Here is a 19,192-nt window from a genome sequence, read left to right as displayed (position 1 = left end):
GTTTGGCGTGCCGCGAGCCCGCAAGACTGGCACTATAGAGACATGAATTCTTTATGGTTATGGATCGGCATTGCGATCGTCGTCATTGTGCTGATTATTCTTCTCGTAGTAATCGGCAAAAAACGCGGCGACGCCAAGAAGGTGTCCTTTGACAAGCCCACTGAGGAAGAACCGAAGCAGCTTACTCAGGAGCAAAAGTCCGGCAATTATCAAGCTAAGTCCGGCTTTAACTTCGCTCCTGCCGGTAGTGCCAAGGAAAAGCAGAAAAGCCCGGTGCAAGCGGAAAAGCCCGTGAAGAACCAGCCAGCTGCGGATAAGTCAGCTCCGGCACATCAGGAGGCAAAGGCAGAGCCTAATGCTACCGACATTGCCAACGAGCAGCTTAGCGGCAAGACCCCACAACCACAGGCCAAGCCGCAAGCACCTGCGGACAAGCCACAGCCTGCTCAGGCTAAGACCGATGCTGCGGCCGACAAGCCCGCGGTAGAGCAACCAAAGGAAAATAAGCCGGCACCACAACAGCAGGCAAAGCCGGCAGAAACCAATAAAGCTACTGAGACCAATAAGCCGGCAGATGTCAAAGAGCAGCCGACTGACTCTCTCCCAGATAAGTCCGAAAAGAACCCGTCCACGGGCGCTGGAGCCACGGCGGCAACCGCTGCCGGTGCAGCAGGGATAGCGGGTACGGCAGCTGCGGCTGCAGAAAGTAAAGAAACGCCTGCGGATAATGTCGCAGAGTCGGTCGAGCAGCCAGAAGCAACATCCGAGCCGAAGGAGCCAGCGACGCCGCAGGCAGATAAGTCAGCGGAGGAGGCTTCGCCAGCTGCTGAAAAGGCAGAAGCTCCTGAAGATACCGTCGATGTGAAAGACGCCGCAGCAGCAGAGGAATCCCCAGTCTTTGACGAGGTCGTTGAAGACAAGAACGCGGAAGACATTGAAGAGCGCGTCGATGACCGCGAGGAGGCCGAAGAGGCTGCGGCTGCAGCCGAGGCACAAACCGGCGCGGCCGAAGCAGCCAAGGAGCAGACCGAAGTTCCAGAGGGAGAGCCGGCCCCAGCGCCAGCACCACAGGAAGACATCGCCCCCGCAGGTGGGCGCCTTGGGCGTTTGCGTGGACGCCTGTCCCGTTCGCAAAATGCCATCGGCCAGGGACTTATGGGAATTCTTTCCGCAGGCGATCTGGATGAAGATGCCTGGGAGGAAGTAGAAGATACTCTCATCATGGCGGACCTAGGCACCAAGTCCACTATGAAAGTGACTGACTCCCTGCGCGAGAAGATTGCTGAGCGCGGCGTCTCCAGCGAGGACGAGGCCCGTGCCATGCTGCGTGAATGCCTCATCGAGGCAGGCCACCCAGAGTTGGACCGTTCCATTAAGGCCATGCCGAATGAGGGTAAGCCAGCCATCGTTATGGTTGTCGGCGTTAACGGCACCGGCAAAACCACCACCACGGGCAAGCTTGCCCGTGTGCTTGTAGCCATGGGTCATAAGGTACTTCTGGGCGCGGCGGATACTTTCCGTGCTGCGGCCGCTGATCAGCTCGAGACATGGGGTCGCCGCGTTGGCGCCGATACCGTGCGCGGCAAGGAGGGCGCTGACCCAGCATCGGTCGCCTTCGACGCGGTAGCTCGCGGTGTAGAACAGCAAGTAGATGTGGTCTTGGTAGATACCGCAGGCCGCCTGCATACCTCCACAGACTTGATGGACCAGTTGGGCAAGGTCAAGCGCGTGGTGGAAAAGAAGACCGATGTGGACGAGGTTCTGCTGGTACTGGACGCTACCGTGGGACAAAATGGTCTGACTCAGGCCCGCATATTCCGCGAGGTAGTAGATATCACCGGCGTCGTCCTAACCAAGCTGGATGGTACTGCCAAGGGCGGAATCGTCTTCCAGGTGCAAGAGGAATTGGGCGTTCCGGTCAAGCTTGTGGGCTTGGGCGAAGGCGCCGATGATCTCGCACCGTTTGAGGTCGAAGGCTTTGTCGACGCTCTCTTGGGCGAGAAATAACGCCTAACTTCAAAGCTCCCCCTGCATATCGGGAAGCGCGAGCGTGCGCCACGGTGTGCTGGGGGAGTTCTTCGTTTTCCTGGCTGAGTTCCAGCGTGTACCTTGCTCGCGAATTCTTTTCGTCGATTTGGGATCACCACTTCGCAAACTATGCGGAATGGGCAATTCAATTGCTATGGAAGAATGTCCTGCTAAGTGCCTGTGGTTTTTCTGACTATAAGCGTAATTGGGGCGGTTGTGCTCGCCTTTTATCAGTCGCCAGGGAATGCTGCAATGTGGTTTGGCCTTGGTGGGAATGGTAGCCTGAAGGGGCTGTATTTAATGCGAAATTCGCATTAAACCTAGACCAAGGTTCGTGAGGCAAGTATTTCGTGACGCTACTTTATGCAGTCCTCCTCGCGGCGCTGGCAGTGATCTTGGCACCGGTAACCGTAAAGGTTATTGACCGAAAGGCAGGCTATCTACTAGCTGGCCTTTTTGTTATTGCAGCGGTCCTTATTGCCAAGGAATTTCCTGCCATTGCAGCCGGGGAGGAATTGAGTTTCCACGCCACTTGGGTGCGCGATTTTATCGCACCGGGCGTCGACGTAAGTTTTGCTCTCCGCGGGGATGCGTTGAGTATTTTCTTTGCTATGTTGGCGCTGGTCATTGGTGCCGTCGTCTTTACGTATTCGGCGGCTTATCTGCCTAAGAATGAGGGTAATACCAGCTTCTACACCTTGATGACAGCGTTTACGCTGTCCATTTTATTGCTGGTTTTGGCCAATGACGTTGTGGTTTTGTTCCTTGCCTGGGAGCTAGTCTCCTTGGCTTCCTTTATGCTGATTGCGCGCTCCGGTTCGGGCGGCGAAGCTGGTTCGCAGCGCACCTTGATCCTGACCTTCGTTGGTGGATTGACCCTGCTGACCGGGTTGGGTATTGCTGCGACAGTGACCGGATCGACTGCGGTATCTGAGATTCTGGCGTCGCCGGTATGGACACAGCGCCCCGGTGTAACAGCGGCCGTAGCCGTGTTGATCGCGGCGTCTGCATTTACCAAATCGGCGCAATTCCCATTCCACTTTTGGCTTCCTGAGGCTATGGCCGCCGCCACTCCGGTTTCGGCTTTCCTTCACGCAGCCGCAGTGGTCAAGGCTGGCGTGTACCTGCTGATTCGCTTTTCCACGATCTTCCACGATGTGGCGGTATGGAATTGGCTGCTCATCGTGGTTGGAATGGGTACCGCGGTAATGTCCGCGGTCTTTGCAGTGCAAAAGACGGATTTGAAGAAGCTCACGGCTTATTCGACCGTCTCCCATTTGGGCTGGATTGTCGCCACCATTGGTGTGGGAACCCCATTCGCTATCGCCGCAGCGTTGGTACACACGTTGGCGCACGCGCTATTTAAGTCCTCGCTGTTTATGCTTATTGGCGTCATCGACCACGAGGCCGGTTCGCGCGATATTCGCCGCCTCGGACCACTGTGGAATAAGATGCCGTGGACATTTTGCTCGGTAGTCATCGGCGTGGCCTCTATGGCCGCGGTACCACCGCTTTTGGGCTTTGTATCCAAGGAAGGCATGCTCACTGCGTTTGAAGACGCCCCGATTGGTGGCACTGGCCAGGTCATCTTGCTTATCGTTGCGGCCATCGGCGCCTTCTTTACCTTTACCTACTCCGCCAAGATCGTTTTCGGCGCCTTCTTTGATGGACCTCGCGATATGGGACATGTCCATGAGGCTCCGGTTTCCCTGTGGCTGCCTGCCGCACTACCGGGCTTTATGTCCCTGCCGCTGGTATTTGTACTCGGAATCTTTAATAACCCGATTGACCATGCAGTGGCTGCTGTTGGTCTAGAGCACCATTCGCACCTTGCCCTCTGGCACGGGCTTAATGTTCCTTTCCTTATCTCGCTCGTGGTCCTTATCGCCGGTATCGCCGGTATCTTTGCCCGCAAGAAGATGTGGGCAAGCTTTGAGGACAGGGAGTTTATGCCGCGCAGCGGCAATGATTTGCTGTATTCCCTGATGAAGGGTTGCTCCCAGTTGGGGCGCGTCCTGGGCAAGATGTCCGATTCGCATAATCCGTCCCGCCACATGGTGCCCATTGTCATTTTGATTATCGTGTTGGCCGCGACCACCCTCATCCGCGATGGCGTCGATGGGGTAGCGCTGCAGCCGCGGGTAGATGGTCTGGATAACCCATGGGATCTGCTGCCATTGGGAATCATCGCGCTGGCCATGTTTGGTTTGGTGCGAACTCAGAACCGCTTGACCGGTGCCATCATGATCGGCATTGCCGGCACTGGTGTAACCCTGCAGATGTTCCTGCTCGGGGCGCCGGACGTAGCTTTGACCCAGTTTATGGTGGAAGCCCTATCCGTCATCGTTATGATGATGGTGCTGCGCTACCTGCCGGAAACCTTCCAACCGGTGAAGAATAAATCCCGCAAGACCGGCTCTATTATCATCGCAGTTTTGGCCGGTGTTGCTGCATTCTTGGGCGTGTGGGGCCTCATGGGCCGACACGAGCGTTCGGATCTGGCCATGTGGTATCTCGATAATGCGCCGGATATTACCGGCGGCGATAACGTCGTGGCTACCATCATCGTGGAATTCCGTGCGCTCGATACATTGGGCGAGCTTTCCGTGCTGGGCATGGCTGCAGTGGTTATCGCAGCCATTACTACAACGTTGCCGCGGTTCCCATTCAAGTCAGGTACACGTCCCGCGCCATTTGGCCAGTCACAGCTGAACTCTGTGCCATTGCGCAAGGGCGTAAACGCGGTGATCCCGTTGCTAGTAATCATGTCTGTCATCGTTTTCTTCCGCGGCCATAATGCCACTGGTGGTGGCTTCCCGGCAGCATTGATTATGGGCGCAGCAATCGGGCTTATCTACCTGTCCCGAGGATCTGATGAAATCGTCTTTGGCCGCATGACTCCGATTCACTTGACTGGTATCGGTATTATCACAGCCTTGGCTGCAGGCTTCGTGGGCTACTTGCACCACGGCCTTGGCAACGGTGGCTTCCTCGCGGCCATCCACGCCGAGGCCTTTGGTCAGCACTGGACTACCTCGCTCATCTTCGATTTGGGCATCTACCTCGCGGTGTTGGGCATGTTGACCATGGCGATTAATGCCCTGGGCGGTTACCTGCGCCCTGGCACGGAGCGTGACTTCCTACCGTGGATTCATGATGATAATTCCGCGCTGCCAACCACGCCGCGCATTTCGCTTGAGGATGTCGACGATCCGTATCCGGACCCGATTAACCCCTCGACCGATCCTCTGGCTTTGCTGACGCCATCGGAAGCAAGGACGAAGAGGAAAAATAAACGGTCCATGCCTAAACGGGGAGGAGAGAAGTAATGATCCTTGCATTGACTATTGCTTTGCTCATAGGCAGTGCCGTCTACCTCATCCAGCAGCGCGGTTTGGTGCGCATCGTGTTGGGCATGATGGCCTTCGGACACGGAGCAAACCTAATGCTGCTGGCGACGGGCGTGTACTCCTACCGCGGCGAGTCCTTCCCCTCCCAGGTTCCACACGACCAGATGGCAGATCCGCTGCCGCAGGCCTTCGTGTTGACCGCGGTGGTTATTTCCATGGCAACCTCGACCATCCTGTTGACGATGGCGGCAATGGGCAAGAACGACGACACCGATGTGGTGGAGCCGGTTGATGACAACACCATCGACCATGCCTTTTCAACCTTGGGCCGTGACGCCCAAAATCGCCAGATTCTGGAAGAATCCACCAACCAACTTGACCGTATCGGTCAGGTGGACCACGACACTCCCGTAGCAGAGCGCGGGGCAGCTGAACAGAAGGAGGATGATAAATAATGACTGACGCTGTAGCTCAACTCCTTCCGCTATTCCCAGCGGTCCCGCTGATTGCAGCAGCCTTTGCACTGCTAGCACCGTGGCGTGCGGTGCGCGATTCCATCATGTTGATCATCCCGGGCATGGGAATCTTCGCTGGCCTGGGGCTGCTGATGTACACCATGAATAACGGGGTAGTTGCCCACACAGTGGGCCTATACCAAGGCAATGTGGGTATCCCGTTTGCTGCGGATGCTTTCTCCGCGTTGATGATCATCACCACGATGATTGTCGCTTTTGGTGCCAACTGGTTTGCCATTGCGGGCGGGGAGACCAAGTCTCGCTTTTATCCATCGCTCACCTTGATTTTGATTACCGGTGTCTGCGGTGCGTTGCTTACTGCTGACCTCTTTAACTTCTTCGTCTTTATTGAGGTTATGCTTCTGCCGTCTTATGGCCTTATCACCATGTCTGGTACTTGGTCGCGTCTGGCAGCCGGACGTGCCTTCGTCTTGGTGAACCTTTTCGCCTCCACCTTGCTGGTCGTTGGCGTGGGTTATATGTATTCGGTTACCGGCGCGGTTAACCTTGGCGCATTGAAGGGTGCGGCAGCAGGTAACGGGCCCGTCACCGTCGCCGCGGGTTTGATTCTCATTGCAATCACCGCCAAGGCCGGCGTATTCCCTGTGCAGTCGTGGTTGCCTCGCACTTACCCGGGGACCTCAGCTGCGGTGATGGGCCTGTTTTCCGGCCTGCACACCAAGGTGGCCGTGTACATGCTCTATCGCCTCTACGAGCAGCTATTCGGTCTGGATCAGCGCTGGAATGTGTTGATCATCGTGATCATGATCATCTCCATGATGATCGGTGCCTTTGGCGGCCTAGCGGAGAACTCCATTCGCCGCGTGCTCGGCTATCAGATGCTCAACGGCATGCCTTTCATCTTGGTAATGCTTGCTTTTACCTCTGATGACCCACGCCGCGCACTAGCAGCCGGCATTATGTACACGATTCACCACATGTTGACTGTTGGTTCGCTGATCTTGGCTTCTGGCGCCATTGAGGAAACCTACGGCACGGGCCTGCTAACCAAGCTGTCCGGTCTCGCTCGTCGGGACCCCATTATCGCGTGGATTTTCGCTGCCGGTGCATTCTCCGTCGTAGGCTTCCCGCCGTTCTCCGGCATGTGGGGCAAGCTGATGATCGTCTTCGAGATTGCCCGGGTAGGAGGCGCGTGGGCGTGGATCGCTATCGCGGCTATCATCATTGCCTCCTTTGCCGCCTTCTTGGCCATGCTGCGCGTATGGCGCAAGGTTTTCTGGGGCAAGGGCTTGCCGGAAGATAAGGTTCCGGATGAACTGATCATCCGCAAAAAGCTCATGGCCCCCTCTGCCGCACTCATCCTTGGTTCGCTGTGCATGTTCATTTTCTCTGGAATCGTTCTGGACGTTGTGGATAGCGCCTCGGAGCAGCTGCTTGATACCACCGCTTATACTGAAACCGTCTTGGGAGACGAGCCGATTGCCGTTCCCAATATCGATGAAATTCAGGAGGGCCGTTAAATGAACGCAGTGGTGTATGCATTGTGGCTCATTAAGGAAATCTTTGTGGCCGGCATTAGCCTGGCGATGGCGGCCTTTAAGCCAGATAACGAATACCACCCGGTTATCATTCGTTATCCACTGCGTGTGACTGGCGCATGGGAGATCTTCTGGTTTACTTCTTCTATTACCGCAACGCCGGGAACGCTTTCGTTGGGTTTGCGCGAGCCACCCCGCAAGGGGCTGCCGCGCATCGTGCTGGTGCAGGCCGTTCAGGGATCTGACCCGGCGGCAATCGTGGCTGACTTGGCTGATATGGAGCAGCGCCTTGCCCCACGGGTGAAAGACATCGACTACGGCGTCCCAGGCCAAGGAGAGACGACGGAATTGGATGAGGCTTTCTACGAGTATCCCCTCGAATCTGTCGGTCGCTTTATGCGCTCGCCTGACTTGGCGCGGGCGGAGGACACTCCGCTTTCAGAAAGCGAAGCGGACGTCGAAAAGCCGAAGCGTCATGCCCGGAACATAAAACGCAGGAAGGAGACCGAGCGATGATTGATTTTGCCACACTGTCCCCGTTCGGCTGGGTCGTATTTGTATGCGTATTCATCATTGGCATCGCCACATGGTGCGGCGTGCTGCTTGCACTGCGCACACGCGATGAGCTCACTCGCGCAATTACGTCTGACATCGTGTTCTACGGCATGATCTGCATGTACTTGGCATGGTCGATGACCAATAACGCCCCGATGGCCTACTACATTGCACTCCTCGGCGCCATTGCCGCAGGCGTGCTGCCCACGCTATCTATGGCCCGCATTATCTCGAAGGGCAGGCGATAGGCAATGGCTATTTCTGAGATTATCGCCTCGGTGCTGCTTATTATCGCCACCATTTTGGTGGTCGCGACGGTTATATCCCTGTGGCGGGCGCCCGACGCATTGACGCGCGCTAACCTGCTGGGGCCCACCGTGGGTCTTGCGGTACCGCTGATTATCGTGGCCAAACTAGTTGTAGATTTTGGCCGCGATGGCTTTTCCCTGTGGCTGCTCATTCAAGCCCTGATCGCCTGCTTCGGCGTGTGGATTATCAGTTCAGTAGGTTCCTTCTACCTGGGACGTTCCATCTACGGCGTAACAGTTACTGACGTCAAACACGCCAAGCATAACCACAAAAAAGTCCAAACCGTGCAAGCCAAGGAAGACGATATCTAGTCACCCTCAGCGCCTTCTGGCGGCGAGTCTTATCTGAAATAGCGCTCAATGGCGGAAATGCAGACGAGCTCGCCGCCTTTTGGTTTTACTGGATTGTGGCATTCACCGGTCCCCAGATTCATGACGCGAAAATAGTGCACAGCAACTGCCGTGCTCGGGCTAGAATGGATGCACACTATTCGGTGCTTCTAGCCCGCCCCGAAGAGAAAACAAGGAGTAACAATGAAACTCATCACGGCCATCGTTAAGCCCTTTACCCTGCCGGAAATCCGCCAGGCGCTAGAGCAGCAGGAAATACGCGGCCTCACTGTTACTGAAAGCCAGGGCTTTGGGCAGCAGCGAGGGCATAGCGAGGTATATCGCGGAGCAGAATACGCCACCGATTTTGTGCCTAAGGTCAAGCTGGAAGTAGTAGCCGCGGATGACCACGCTGAAGACATCATCAATGCCATTGTGGATGCTGCCTACACTGGCAAAATCGGCGATGGCAAGCTGTGGGTAACCCCAGTAGAAGATGCCATTCGTGTACGCACCGGGGAGCGCGGCGAGGCGGCACTGTAAAACCAGCATGCTTAACGCCGCACAGATTCGCGCCGAGGCCCATGCCTCGGCGCTTCGTGTATTGCGCAGCCTCGAGCTCCCAGCGGGGACTGCGCTCGCTGCCACCGGGTCCTTCGCCCGCAATGAGATGACCCCGCAATCGGATATTGACGTCATCCTTATCTATCCGGAGGGCCACGATCCAGACCCAGCGCTGGTGGAGAAGCTGTGGTTGCCCGTATGGGATGCCAAGTATCGCCTAGATTATGCCCTGCGCACCCCGCAGGAGTGTGCGGCAATTGCTGCAGAAGATGCTTCTGCTGGCTTTGCACAGTTGGACTTGGCCTTTGTCGCAGGGCGCAAGATATTAGTGGATGAAGCGCGGGCACAGCTGCTCGCAGCGTGGCGGCGCCAGCTGCAGCGCGGCTTTGATGACTTTGTGGATACCGCGATTATTCGCTGGAAGCGCTCGGGCGCGGTAGCAGCAATGACGAATCCAGACTTGAAAAATGGCCGTGGGGGACTGCGCGATATTCAGCTTCTGCGCGCGATGGCTTTGGGTAACCTGTGCGACTTTCCTGATCTAGACGTCGAAAAGCAGCTGCTTCTCGACGTCCGCACACTCCTGCATGTCAAAGCCCGACGCCACCGCGATATCTTAGACCCCGAGTTCGCCGCGGACGTGGCTGCGGATTTGGGCTTTGAAAACCGCTATGCCTTAACCGCCGCTTTGGTAGGCGCTGCAGCCACTGTTAATAAGGCCGTAGAACGCGGCCTGGCCACCGCCCGAGGGGTGCTGGGGAGAAATGCGCTGGCGGCGGGCCGCGGGCAGCGCCGTCCACTCGATGTGGACGTGGTGGCAGAAGGCGGCGTTATCTACCTTTCGCGCAAACCTAATGTGGAGGACCCGTGGTTGCTTACGCGCGTGGCAGCTGCCGCAGCACGCACGGGATATACCATCGCCGAGACCACCTGGCACCAGTTCCAAAAATTGCCGAATCTGCCGCCACGCTGGCCGCGAGCAGCGGTGGATGATTTCTTCGCCATTTTGTCGTCCCCGCAATATACGCCGCGGGTTATTCAGGATTTGGACCGCTATGGCCTGTGGGAACGTCTAGTGCCGGAATGGGGGCATGTGCGCGGTTTGTTGCCGCGCGAGCGCAGCCACGTCAGAGCGGTGGACCATCATCTCATTGCGACGGTTACTCGGTGCGCGGAGGTGCGCACCTCGGTAGCTCGCCCTGATCTATTATTGCTGGCCGCGCTTTACCATGACATTGGTAAGGGCTACGAGCGCCCCCACGCTCAGGTAGGCGCGGAAATGATAGCTCGCCAGGCAGCCCGCATGCGGTTGAGCGTGGCCGATAGGTCGCGTGCTCAAATTCTGGTAGCAGAACATACCACCTTAGCGCGGCTAGCTGCGACAATGGACCCGTTCTCCGATGCCGCTCGCGACGCATTGTTGGCCGCAGCGCATTACGATCCGCTGATTATTTCGCTGCTGGCGGTATTGGCTAAGGCTGATGCACAATCGACAGGGCCTAGCGTCTGGACACCGCGGGTAGAGCAAGCGCAGAAGCTTATCGTCTCGCGCGCTCTGGAAGCACTCAAACCAGGCGTCCTTCAGCGCCCCGCGGTGCACGTGCCGCTATCTACTGAGGGCGTTGCACTTACGGTGGATTGGGAAGACCAAGAAGTCACCGTGTCCTGGTGTGGCTCCTCCAAAGGGGAGCTCAAGCGCATTTTTGCCTTGCTGTCCGCTTTGGGGTGGACCATCGTGCGGGCCAATATCCTCAAAGAGGATGAAGGTACTTATAAGGCGGAGTTTTTCATCCGCACCGTACAACAGACCCTAAAGGAAGCGGCCCAGGAGATAAGGTTTATCCAGTCTTATAACTCCCGTACCTATACGGAGCTGCCAGATATCGAGGGAGAAGTAACCACCGCGGCTTTTGATGTGGGCGGCATCTTGGTGATCCGTACCGTCGAGCGCATTGGTGCTTTGGGGCACTTGATAGAGGCATTGCCAGACTTTGTGTGGCTGCGCCATGAGATTATGGGCGCGACAATGATCGTCAATGTCTTCCTTGCCGGGGAGGCTTCCCGCGCTACGGTGGTGGGGAATGTGACCAGGGCCCTGGCAAGGGACTAAGATTAAATAGTTGAACTTTAGATCGATCTAAATTAAGGGAGCGCATCCGTAGTGTTTGACTCACTATCAGACCGCCTACAGTCAGCCCTGGCGGGCCTGCGCGGTAAGGGCAAACTGACCGAGGCTGACATTAATGCCACCGCCCGCGAGATCCGCCTCGCGCTGCTGGAAGCTGACGTGTCTTTGACCGTCGTCCGTGGCTTTATCAAGCGCATCAAGGAACGTGCCCGTGGCGCGGAAGTCTCTGAGGCGCTCAACCCAGCCCAACAGGTAGTTAAGATCGTCAATGAAGAGCTCATTGAGATCCTCGGCGGCGAAACTCGCCGCCTGAACCTAGCGAAGAACCCGCCGACAGTGATCATGCTCGCCGGTTTGCAGGGTGCCGGTAAGACCACGTTGGCCGGCAAGCTGGCCAAGCACCTGGCCAAGCAAGGGCATACCCCGATGCTGGTGGCCTGTGACTTGCAGCGCCCAGGTGCGGTGCAGCAGCTACAGATCGTCGGCGAGCGCGCCGAGGTGCCGACCTTCGCGCCAGATCCGGGTACCTCCCTGGACTCCAATGAGCATGAAATGGGTACCTCCCACGGGGACCCGGTGGACGTCGCCAAGCGCGGTATTGCTGAGGCCAAACAGAAACAGCACGATGTGGTCATCATCGATACCGCCGGCCGCTTGGGCATTGATGAGACACTGATGACGCAGGCGCGCAATATCCGCAATGCCGTGAACCCAGACGAAGTCCTCTTTGTCATCGACTCCATGATCGGCCAAGATGCCGTTCAGACTGCCGAGGCTTTCCGCGATGGCGTGGACTTTACCGGTGTGGTTCTCACCAAGTTGGACGGTGATGCCCGCGGTGGCGCGGCCCTGTCTATTCGTGAGGTCACCGGCAAGCCCATTATGTATGCCTCTACCGGTGAGAAGCTCGATGATTTCGATGTCTTCCACCCCGAGCGCATGTCCAGCCGCATTTTGGGCATGGGTGACTTGCTTTCCCTCATCGAGCAGGCCGAGGCCACCTTGGATCATCAGAAGGCCGAGGAGGCCGCCTCCAAGCTTGGTTCTGGTGAGCTGACGCTGAATGACTTCCTTGAGCAGATGCTGATGATCCGCAAGATGGGGCCCATCGGCAACCTGCTGAAGATGATGCCCGGCGGCAAGCAGATGAATGAGATGGCTGCCATGGTGGATGAAAAGCAGCTGGACCGCATCCAGGCCATCATTCGTGGTATGACTCCGCAGGAGCGTGAGGATCCGAAGATCCTCAATGCTTCGCGCCGCAAGCGTATTGCTAATGGCTCTGGCGTGAGCGTTTCTGAGGTCAACCAGCTCATCGAGCGCTTCAACCAAGCTAAGAAGATGATGTCTAAGATGGCTGGCCAATTCGGCATGGGTGGTATGGGTGGCCGCTCTGCTACCAAGAAGAAGCCGAAGGGCCGCAAGGGTAAAAACGGCAAGCGCAAGAAGGGCAAGGGCGGCGGTGGAAACCGCGGCCCGAAGATGCCGGGCGGAATGCCGGGCATGGGCGGAATGCCAGGTATGCCCGGTGGTGGCGGCATGCCGTCCATGGAAGAACTGCAAAAACTCCAGCAGCAAATGGGCGGCGGCGGTGGCATGCCGGGAATGCCGGGCATGCCAAAGATGCCGAAGGGAATGGAAAATATTGATCTCAACAACTTGGACTTTGGCAAGGGCAAAAACTAGTCTGCCTCAGTCTTAAGACATAGCAAAGGAGGCTCCCACAATACGTGGGAGCCTCCTTCGTTCTATGCAGGCAGTTGGGTGCCTTATCCCCAGCGCCCGTGCTCGTAGGCGTTGGCGCGTGTTCGCGCGCTATGGCCTAGACGGCGTCGTCGTGCACAGTGTTGGGGTAGGGGACTGGGTTGGCATGTGGCTTGCCGGCGTCGGTAGGTGCGGAGGGTGCCGGCTCCACAGCTGCTGCGGCCTGCTCCGGGGGGATATCAGGGGCTTGCTGTTGGACCTTTTCCCCGTTGAGGAATGGCTTCAGGGCCTCGCGAATCATGGGCATAGCCGATTCTGCGAAGGCATTGGTGATGTGGTGCATGTCGCGGTAGACCATCGTATTGCCGATGATGACTGGGCAGTCACCATTGTCATCGCAGAACCACGGGGCGGTATCTACCGAGAGCATATTCTGGTACTTCGAGAGCACTACTGCACCGGGGTCATAGGGCTGGTAGACCTGCTCAAAGCGCATGCCGCAACCATAGGCATCTTCGGTGGCTACATAGCACTCATCGAACTCGCGCGGACGGCCTTCCTCATCGAAGCCCCACGGGTTATCGCGGAAGCCTAAGAAGGGGATATCGCGCTCGGCTAATTCATCCCAAAAAGCCTGGTATCCAGCGGGAACAGCATCGGGGCCCGTGCCGTACTCATTTTGCGGGCGCGTGGTATTTGAAATCACCAATGCTGGGTTTGCTTCTTCGATGCGATCCATCACCAGTTTGCCCCATTCGGCGCACTCAGGGGTCACGGTGACATCGTCACCCAGCTCGATGGGGCAACCTTGGCGTAGCAACGGAACCAATTTAAAGCCCATTTCTTTGCCCAGGCGGTCAAGCGCGGAAGAATACTGTTCCGCGTGGGAGCCGCCAACCAAATAGACTTCCTTTTCTGCGTTTGTGTCACCGAAAATGCACGGAGTTTTGCCGTCTTTGCGGGTTTCGAAGAAGAAATCAGCGGGCTGGTTATCCGGAACAAAGCACCAATTAGCAGCCACTGGTGGCTGGATGCCGCCGGCCAGAATTGGGTCAGGCTTAATCTCTACATTATCCGGTGGGGTGAGGTGATTGATGAACGTCGTCGCACCGGGGTAGAGGGAAGGATTCAGAAGTTCTGCGTCGGCATCATCAAGCGTGCGCATCCACAGCGGCTGAATGGCCAGAAGGCCGACAACGGCCGCAGCAACCACGACACCACCGACGCCGCGAGCAGCGCCTGCCGGCTTCCGCAATGTCGATAGGCCCTTGCGTACCGGCAGATCCTCGGCGGTGGGGCGCTTGCGATGCTGGCGCAGTGGCCGCTCCAAAAAGCGGTGCGTGAGGTCCGCCAGCACCAGTGAAATGGCGATAATGATAACGCCCAGCCACCACGATGGGGTTTCTTGACCCAAATAAGAGGTGGACAGGATAAGCAGAGGCCAGTGCCATAGGTAGAGCGGATAGGCTACATCGCCCAGCCAGCGGGCCTGTTTGGAGGCCATGGCCTTGGAAATCTTGCCACCGCCACCCAAGATGATGAGCACGGCGCCGCCCAGCGGCAAGAGCGAAAGCGGGCCAGGATACGCGGTGGTATCGGCGATGATGGCACCGGTAAAGATGAGCATCACAAGGCCCAAACCCGTAAAGAGGTCATAAAGGCGGGGCGGAATCTTCCAGGCGGAACCGTAGATGGCTAGGACAGCACCCAAGGTCAACTCCCAAGCGCGTGACCAGGTGGAGTAGTAGTTCTCCGGGGTGCCGTAGAGGCCGTGGCGTGAAGCATAGGCGAAGGAGGCAATGGTGGCCACAATGAGGATCGGGCCCGCAATCTGGTTGACTGTGGGGAAGCTGCGCTTACCCAGTGGTTGGTGCTTCGGCCGGAACTTCATGATGGCTGCCAAGATGATCGCAAAGGCAATGCCCATGATGTAGAACTGGCCCTGTACGGCCATGGACCACATGTGCTGCAGCGGGGAGGTATCCGCTGCGGCCGCCGTGTAGTCGGCGTTTTGTTCCGCTAACTCCCAGTTTTGGTAGTACAGCATGGTGGCGGTGATCTGCTGGGTGAGCTCGGTGCGCATGAGCTGTGGGGTGAAAATGCGCACCAGAATGTAGGTCACGCCAATGACCAAAACTAAGCTGGGTACCAAACGTCGCAGGGTGCGCCAGATGGGCCACCAAGGGTTTAAAGAAGCGTTGGGCTTGCTGGCGTAGCGCAGCTGGGAGCCCAAGAAGAAGTAGCCGGATAGCAGCAAGAATACGTCCACGCCGCCGGAAACGCGTCCAACGAAGACGTGGTAGATAACTACTAGGCCGATGGCAATACCGCGTAGACCATCAAGGTCATAGCGGTACCGGAAATTTCGCGGTGATTCTTTAGTCATAAACTGTCTTTTCGTGCGCCAACGCCTTTACAGTGAGGCAGAAAGCGCGCCATACATATGGAACCAAATGTCTATATTCGGCCCTTAAGGCTACTCTGCTTTAGCATCGATGGCATAACGAACCTGCGTGAGTGGCGTCGTGATTTTTAAAATTGCAGATACTTGCGCTAAAATACTTCAGGTTATCTACTCGGATACTCCGGGCTAGGTAATCCACAGAACGTAATATTCTGCGTAGCACCGTTCCCGTCTACGGTCGGCCGGTATGTCACGCGCAGATTAAATCCAAGGGTTGAACCGGCGCACTACCTGGTGCGCGTCTGTACTGCCCAGTGACTAGAAAAGGAGCCGTCATGGCTGTCAAGATTAAGCTGCAGCGTTTGGGCAAGGTCCGCGCTGCTGAGTACCGCGTTGTTATTGCTGATGCCCGCACCCGTCGTAACGGCAAGGTAATCGAGAACATTGGTATTTACCACCCGAAGGAAGAGCCTTCCCTCATCCAGATCGATTCTGAGCGTGCGCAGCACTGGCTGTCCGTCGGCGCGCAGCCAACCGAGCCGGTTCTTGCTCTGTTGAAGGTCACCGGTGACTGGCAGAAGCACAAGGGTCTGCCTGGTGCAGAAGGCACCCTGAAGGTTGCTGAGGAGAAGAAGTCCAAGCTGGAGATCTTCAACGAGGCACTGGCTGAGGCTAACAACGGTCCGACCATCGAGGCCATCACCGAAAAGAAGAAGAAGGCCAAGGAAGAGGCTGAGAAGAAGGCCGCTGAGGAAGCTGCTGCTGCAGAGGCTGCCGCTGCTGCTGCCGGCGAAGCTGATGCCGAGGCCGAGGAGAAGGCTGAGGAAGCTTCCGAGGAGTCTGCAGAGTAATCTGCCTTCCTTTGCTAAACGCGCAGCGCTTCTAACTTCGGGCCCTGCCTACACCACTGTGCAAGTTGTGTAGGCGGGGCCTTTGTGTTGTGTGGATGAAATCAACCGGCCCAAAGAGATGACCGCGCACGCATGTCCTTGGTGGAGGTGCGTGCGCGGTCATTTTTAGAAAAGGTACGTTGAAACCCTGCAAGCTACAACGGGTGGGGGAGGGTGAATGTTTCCCTTAGCTCTGTGGCTTGTAGTCGGCATAGCGACTGTAGACATTAGACGGATCTTTAAAGTCCATGCCACGCAGGCCGCCGGCAACAACCGGAGCAAAAAGTTCTAGGATTTGCTCGCGTGGTAGCTGTGACATGGGGCCGTTGACGGCAAGAACGGTAAAGCCATGGATGGTAGACCATGCCAAAAGGGCGTTCTGCATGAAATATGTGGGGTCAGTAGTATTGTCCAAAGCTTGCGCGTGGCGGGCGAGAAGGGCGAAGAAATCGCGAATCTGCTGAAGGTGATCCATCTTCGGATCATCTTCGGTGTGTGGATCCACACCGAGCATGAAGCGCAGCGCCTTCCATTCCAACATGCAACGGAAGAAATTGGTCTCATCCAAGGCAAACTCGAGGTAAGTGTAACCGATTTGCACCAAGTGCTCTGGAAAATCCAAGTGCCCGGCAGCCTCAGTAGTCTCATGCAGGCGCCGGACCAGTTCGTCGGTGGCAAGCTCTGCTACCTTATCGTGTAGTTCTTCTTGATCCTTGAAGTGGCGGTAGGCGGAGGTAGGGGATACTCCGGCTTCGCGGGTAACGGCACGGACCGTGATGGCATTGGGGCCGCTTCGCTTGCCTAGCTGGACTGCGATGCGGAGCAGCTCATCGTGGAGGTTTCCATGATGGTAAGGCTTATTATGCGATTCCATGAGAGTCATTTTATCACCGAAACTTATGTTCCTATAAACTATTTTGTCAGCATAGTGAGCAACAAAATTGCGGGGGTAGAGGTACCGGAATCCGCAGCTGCAGCCTCGACTTTATGCACCTCATATGCAGGAAGATGCACGATCGTGTCCGGCGTAAGGGTGACGGTTTCTTCACCATAAGTGAAGTTGAGCTGCCCGCGGAGCGTCTGCACGATAATGGGATGAGCGGCCTTGTGGTCCGGTAGGGACTGTCCTGGTGCAAAGCTAAAGAGAATGAGATTAGCGCCATCGGTGCTCAAGACGCGCTGTACGCCTGGGCGGGGCCGCTGCGGATCCGTATCCGGTGCGATATCGAGCAAATTAAGTGTAGTCATAGCGGAAGCAGTGCCCAGATGGGAAGCCGTGCCAAAAGTATCCGGGAAATTGGTAGGTAAATCGCTCATGTGCCTACTTTAACGACAATGAGCCCCAGAAACTGGAACTTTTTCGAAGTAGCTGAAAACCCATCACTGACAAGGGAAAAGGCTCGTGCTGTAGAATTTCCGCTATGGAATTGATGATTGGTCGCGTGATTAAATCGCACGGCGTGAAGGGTGAAGTAGTAATCGAGGCCACTACTGACGAACCGGAGGTGCGCTTTGCGGTGGGGGAAGCGCTCCATGGCACGCAGGGCAAAAAAGAGCACACGCTAACTATCAAGGCAGTCCGCACTCACAAGGGAAGGCTGCTCGTTACCTTCGAAGAAGTAAAAGACCGCAATGTGGCGGATAGCCTGCGCGGCACGAAGTTTTTCGCCGCGCCGCTCGATAACGATGATGGCGGTTTTTATGACCATGAGCTGGAAGGACTACGCGTACTTCTGGCGGGCAAGAACATTGGTGAGGTTACGTCGGTCATCCACGGTGGAAGCCAAGATTTGCTAGAGGTAAATCTCGACACTGGCAAGGAAGCACTCATTCCTTTCGTGCATGCCATTGTTCCTGACGTGGACCTTGCAGCAGGGACGTGCACCATTGACCCGCCGGAAGGATTGCTGGACCTATGAGGCTTGATGTTGTCACCATCTTTCCGGAGTACTTGGAGCCGTTGCGGCATGCACTTTTAGGAAAAGCCATTGAACAAGGTCGCCTTGAAGTAGGCGTACATGATCTGCGGCAGTGGGCGACTGATGCGCATAAGTCTGTCGATGATTCGCCGGTCGGCGGTGGCCCTGGCATGGTTATGAAGCCGGAAGTATGGGGGCCGGCACTCGATAGTGTTGCTGCTCAGGAAAGTGCACCGAACCTAGAATCGGCCCTTCCGCACTTGAACCGTCCCCGCCACGATGAGCTTGAAGGAGTAGAGGCGCACGCCTATGCGGTTGACGCCCAGCCCGAGGAGGATAGTGACCTCCCACTGCTCATTGTGCCTACCCCAACGGGACAGCCGTTTAGTCAAGCGGATGCGCGTGCGTGGTCGACTGAGGAGCATATCGTCTTTGCTTGCGGGCGTTATGAGGGAATCGATCAGCGTGTGGTGGATGATGCCGCGCGTCGCTACCGCGTCCGCGAGGTATCCATCGGTGATTATGTGTTGATCGGTGGGGAAGTAGCGACGTTGGTAATTGCAGAGGCCGTCGTGCGACTCATTCCAGGCGTGCTGGGCAATAAGCGCTCCCATGAAGAGGATTCCTTTTCTGATGGTCTCTTGGAGGGCCCGAGCTATACCAAGCCGCGAGAGTGGCGGGGTCTGGCCGTACCGGACGTTTTGACCTCGGGAAACCACGCCTTGGTGGATAAGTGGCGGCGCGAACAAGTATTATTGCGCACCTGGCAGCGCCGTCCCGAGCTGCTGGAAGTAGCAGAGCTAGACAAGGATGATAGGGCTTTCATTGCGCAGTTGGAGCAGGAAGCTAAGGCTAAGGGTGAAGGCTAATGGAGGTTAGTGCTGATCTTTCCGTGCTTCTAGGAACTCGAGAGAATGAGGATTGCCTCGCAGGCCTGCCTGACAGGCTACGTGCTCAGGGCTTTCATCCAGCTAGCATTTTCGTCATTCAGGTAGCGG

General features: G+C 56.8%; 16 protein-coding genes. 13 read left to right on the top strand and 3 right to left on the bottom strand.

Going from position 1 to position 19,192, the window contains the following annotated elements:
* Positions 1-42: 42 nt before the first annotated feature.
* The 10 genes from ftsY (at position 43) to ffh (ending at position 12,963) form a co-directional block, all read left to right on the top strand.
* Positions 43-2,007, top strand: coding sequence for a signal recognition particle-docking protein FtsY (gene ftsY, locus ACP8J1_RS07475; protein WP_023021273.1), 1,965 nt, complete (start codon positions 43-45; stop codon positions 2,005-2,007).
* 371 nt (positions 2,008-2,378) lie between these two features.
* Positions 2,379-5,357 carry a DUF4040 family protein gene (locus ACP8J1_RS07470; RefSeq protein WP_023021274.1) on the top strand — a complete coding sequence of 993 codons (2,979 nt, stop codon included), beginning with the start codon at positions 2,379-2,381 and terminating at the stop codon, positions 5,355-5,357.
* Positions 5,357-5,833 (top strand): sodium:proton antiporter, encoded by a 477-nt coding sequence (locus tag ACP8J1_RS07465; protein WP_023021275.1) that lies wholly within the window; start codon positions 5,357-5,359, stop codon positions 5,831-5,833. The genes ACP8J1_RS07470 and ACP8J1_RS07465 overlap by 1 nt, the downstream gene beginning before the upstream one ends.
* Positions 5,833-7,374: a monovalent cation/H+ antiporter subunit D family protein gene (locus ACP8J1_RS07460; protein WP_486696514.1), complete on the top strand. Its 1,542-nt coding sequence runs from the start codon at positions 5,833-5,835 to the stop codon at positions 7,372-7,374. The genes ACP8J1_RS07465 and ACP8J1_RS07460 overlap by 1 nt, the downstream gene beginning before the upstream one ends.
* Positions 7,375-7,908, top strand: a complete 534-nt coding sequence (locus tag ACP8J1_RS07455; protein WP_023021277.1) for a monovalent cation/H+ antiporter subunit E — start codon at positions 7,375-7,377, stop codon at positions 7,906-7,908.
* The gene (locus ACP8J1_RS07450; RefSeq protein WP_023021278.1) at positions 7,905-8,195 is read left to right on the top strand and encodes a hypothetical protein; all 291 of its coding nucleotides are present in this window, start codon (positions 7,905-7,907) and stop codon (positions 8,193-8,195) included. The genes ACP8J1_RS07455 and ACP8J1_RS07450 overlap by 4 nt, the downstream gene beginning before the upstream one ends.
* A 3-nt stretch (positions 8,196-8,198) precedes the next feature.
* Positions 8,199-8,567 carry a Na+/H+ antiporter subunit G gene (locus ACP8J1_RS07445; RefSeq protein ID WP_023021279.1) on the top strand — a complete coding sequence of 123 codons (369 nt, stop codon included), beginning with the start codon at positions 8,199-8,201 and terminating at the stop codon, positions 8,565-8,567.
* Between the two features lie 222 nt (positions 8,568-8,789).
* Positions 8,790-9,128 carry a P-II family nitrogen regulator gene (locus ACP8J1_RS07440; protein WP_023021280.1) on the top strand — a complete coding sequence of 113 codons (339 nt, stop codon included), beginning with the start codon at positions 8,790-8,792 and terminating at the stop codon, positions 9,126-9,128.
* Positions 9,129-9,135: 7 nt separating this feature from the next.
* Positions 9,136-11,259 carry a [protein-PII] uridylyltransferase gene (locus ACP8J1_RS07435; RefSeq protein WP_023021281.1) on the top strand — a complete coding sequence of 708 codons (2,124 nt, stop codon included), beginning with the start codon at positions 9,136-9,138 and terminating at the stop codon, positions 11,257-11,259.
* Positions 11,260-11,310: 51 nt separating this feature from the next.
* Positions 11,311-12,963, top strand: a complete 1,653-nt coding sequence (gene ffh, locus ACP8J1_RS07430; protein ID WP_023021282.1) for a signal recognition particle protein — start codon at positions 11,311-11,313, stop codon at positions 12,961-12,963.
* 136 nt (positions 12,964-13,099) lie between these two features.
* On the opposite strand, the gene ACP8J1_RS07425 is transcribed toward ffh, so the two are convergent.
* Positions 13,100-15,367 carry an acyltransferase family protein gene (locus tag ACP8J1_RS07425; protein ID WP_302518130.1) on the bottom strand — a complete coding sequence of 756 codons (2,268 nt, stop codon included), beginning with the start codon at positions 15,365-15,367 and terminating at the stop codon, positions 13,100-13,102.
* A 353-nt stretch (positions 15,368-15,720) separates the two neighbouring features.
* Between ACP8J1_RS07425 and rpsP the strand changes: the two genes are divergently transcribed.
* Positions 15,721-16,236, top strand: coding sequence for a 30S ribosomal protein S16 (gene rpsP, locus ACP8J1_RS07420; RefSeq protein ID WP_005325261.1), 516 nt, complete (start codon positions 15,721-15,723; stop codon positions 16,234-16,236).
* A 226-nt stretch (positions 16,237-16,462) separates the two neighbouring features.
* On the opposite strand, the gene ACP8J1_RS07415 is transcribed toward rpsP, so the two are convergent.
* Both ACP8J1_RS07415 and ACP8J1_RS07410 read right to left on the bottom strand, forming a co-directional pair.
* Entirely contained in the window at positions 16,463-17,149 is a 687-nt protein-coding gene (locus ACP8J1_RS07415) for a TetR/AcrR family transcriptional regulator (protein WP_232212596.1), read from the bottom strand.
* Between the two features lie 38 nt (positions 17,150-17,187).
* Positions 17,188-17,592, bottom strand: coding sequence for a cupin domain-containing protein (locus ACP8J1_RS07410; RefSeq protein WP_023021285.1), 405 nt, complete (start codon positions 17,590-17,592; stop codon positions 17,188-17,190).
* A gap of 104 nt (positions 17,593-17,696) precedes the next feature.
* Between ACP8J1_RS07410 and rimM the strand changes: the two genes are divergently transcribed.
* Together rimM and trmD are read left to right on the top strand one after the other, a co-directional pair.
* Complete coding sequence (gene rimM / locus ACP8J1_RS07405; RefSeq protein WP_034655408.1) at positions 17,697-18,194, top strand: ribosome maturation factor RimM; 498 nt, start codon at positions 17,697-17,699, stop codon at positions 18,192-18,194.
* Positions 18,191-19,063, top strand: a complete 873-nt coding sequence (gene trmD, locus ACP8J1_RS07400; protein ID WP_023021287.1) for a tRNA (guanosine(37)-N1)-methyltransferase TrmD — start codon at positions 18,191-18,193, stop codon at positions 19,061-19,063. The genes rimM and trmD overlap by 4 nt, the downstream gene beginning before the upstream one ends.
* Positions 19,064-19,192 lie beyond the last annotated feature (129 nt).

The sequence above is a fragment of the Corynebacterium sp. LaCa_205 genome (assembly GCF_057458085.1).
Note: the sequence above shows the minus strand (reverse complement) of the source record. Positions and strands in the feature narration are given on the sequence as shown.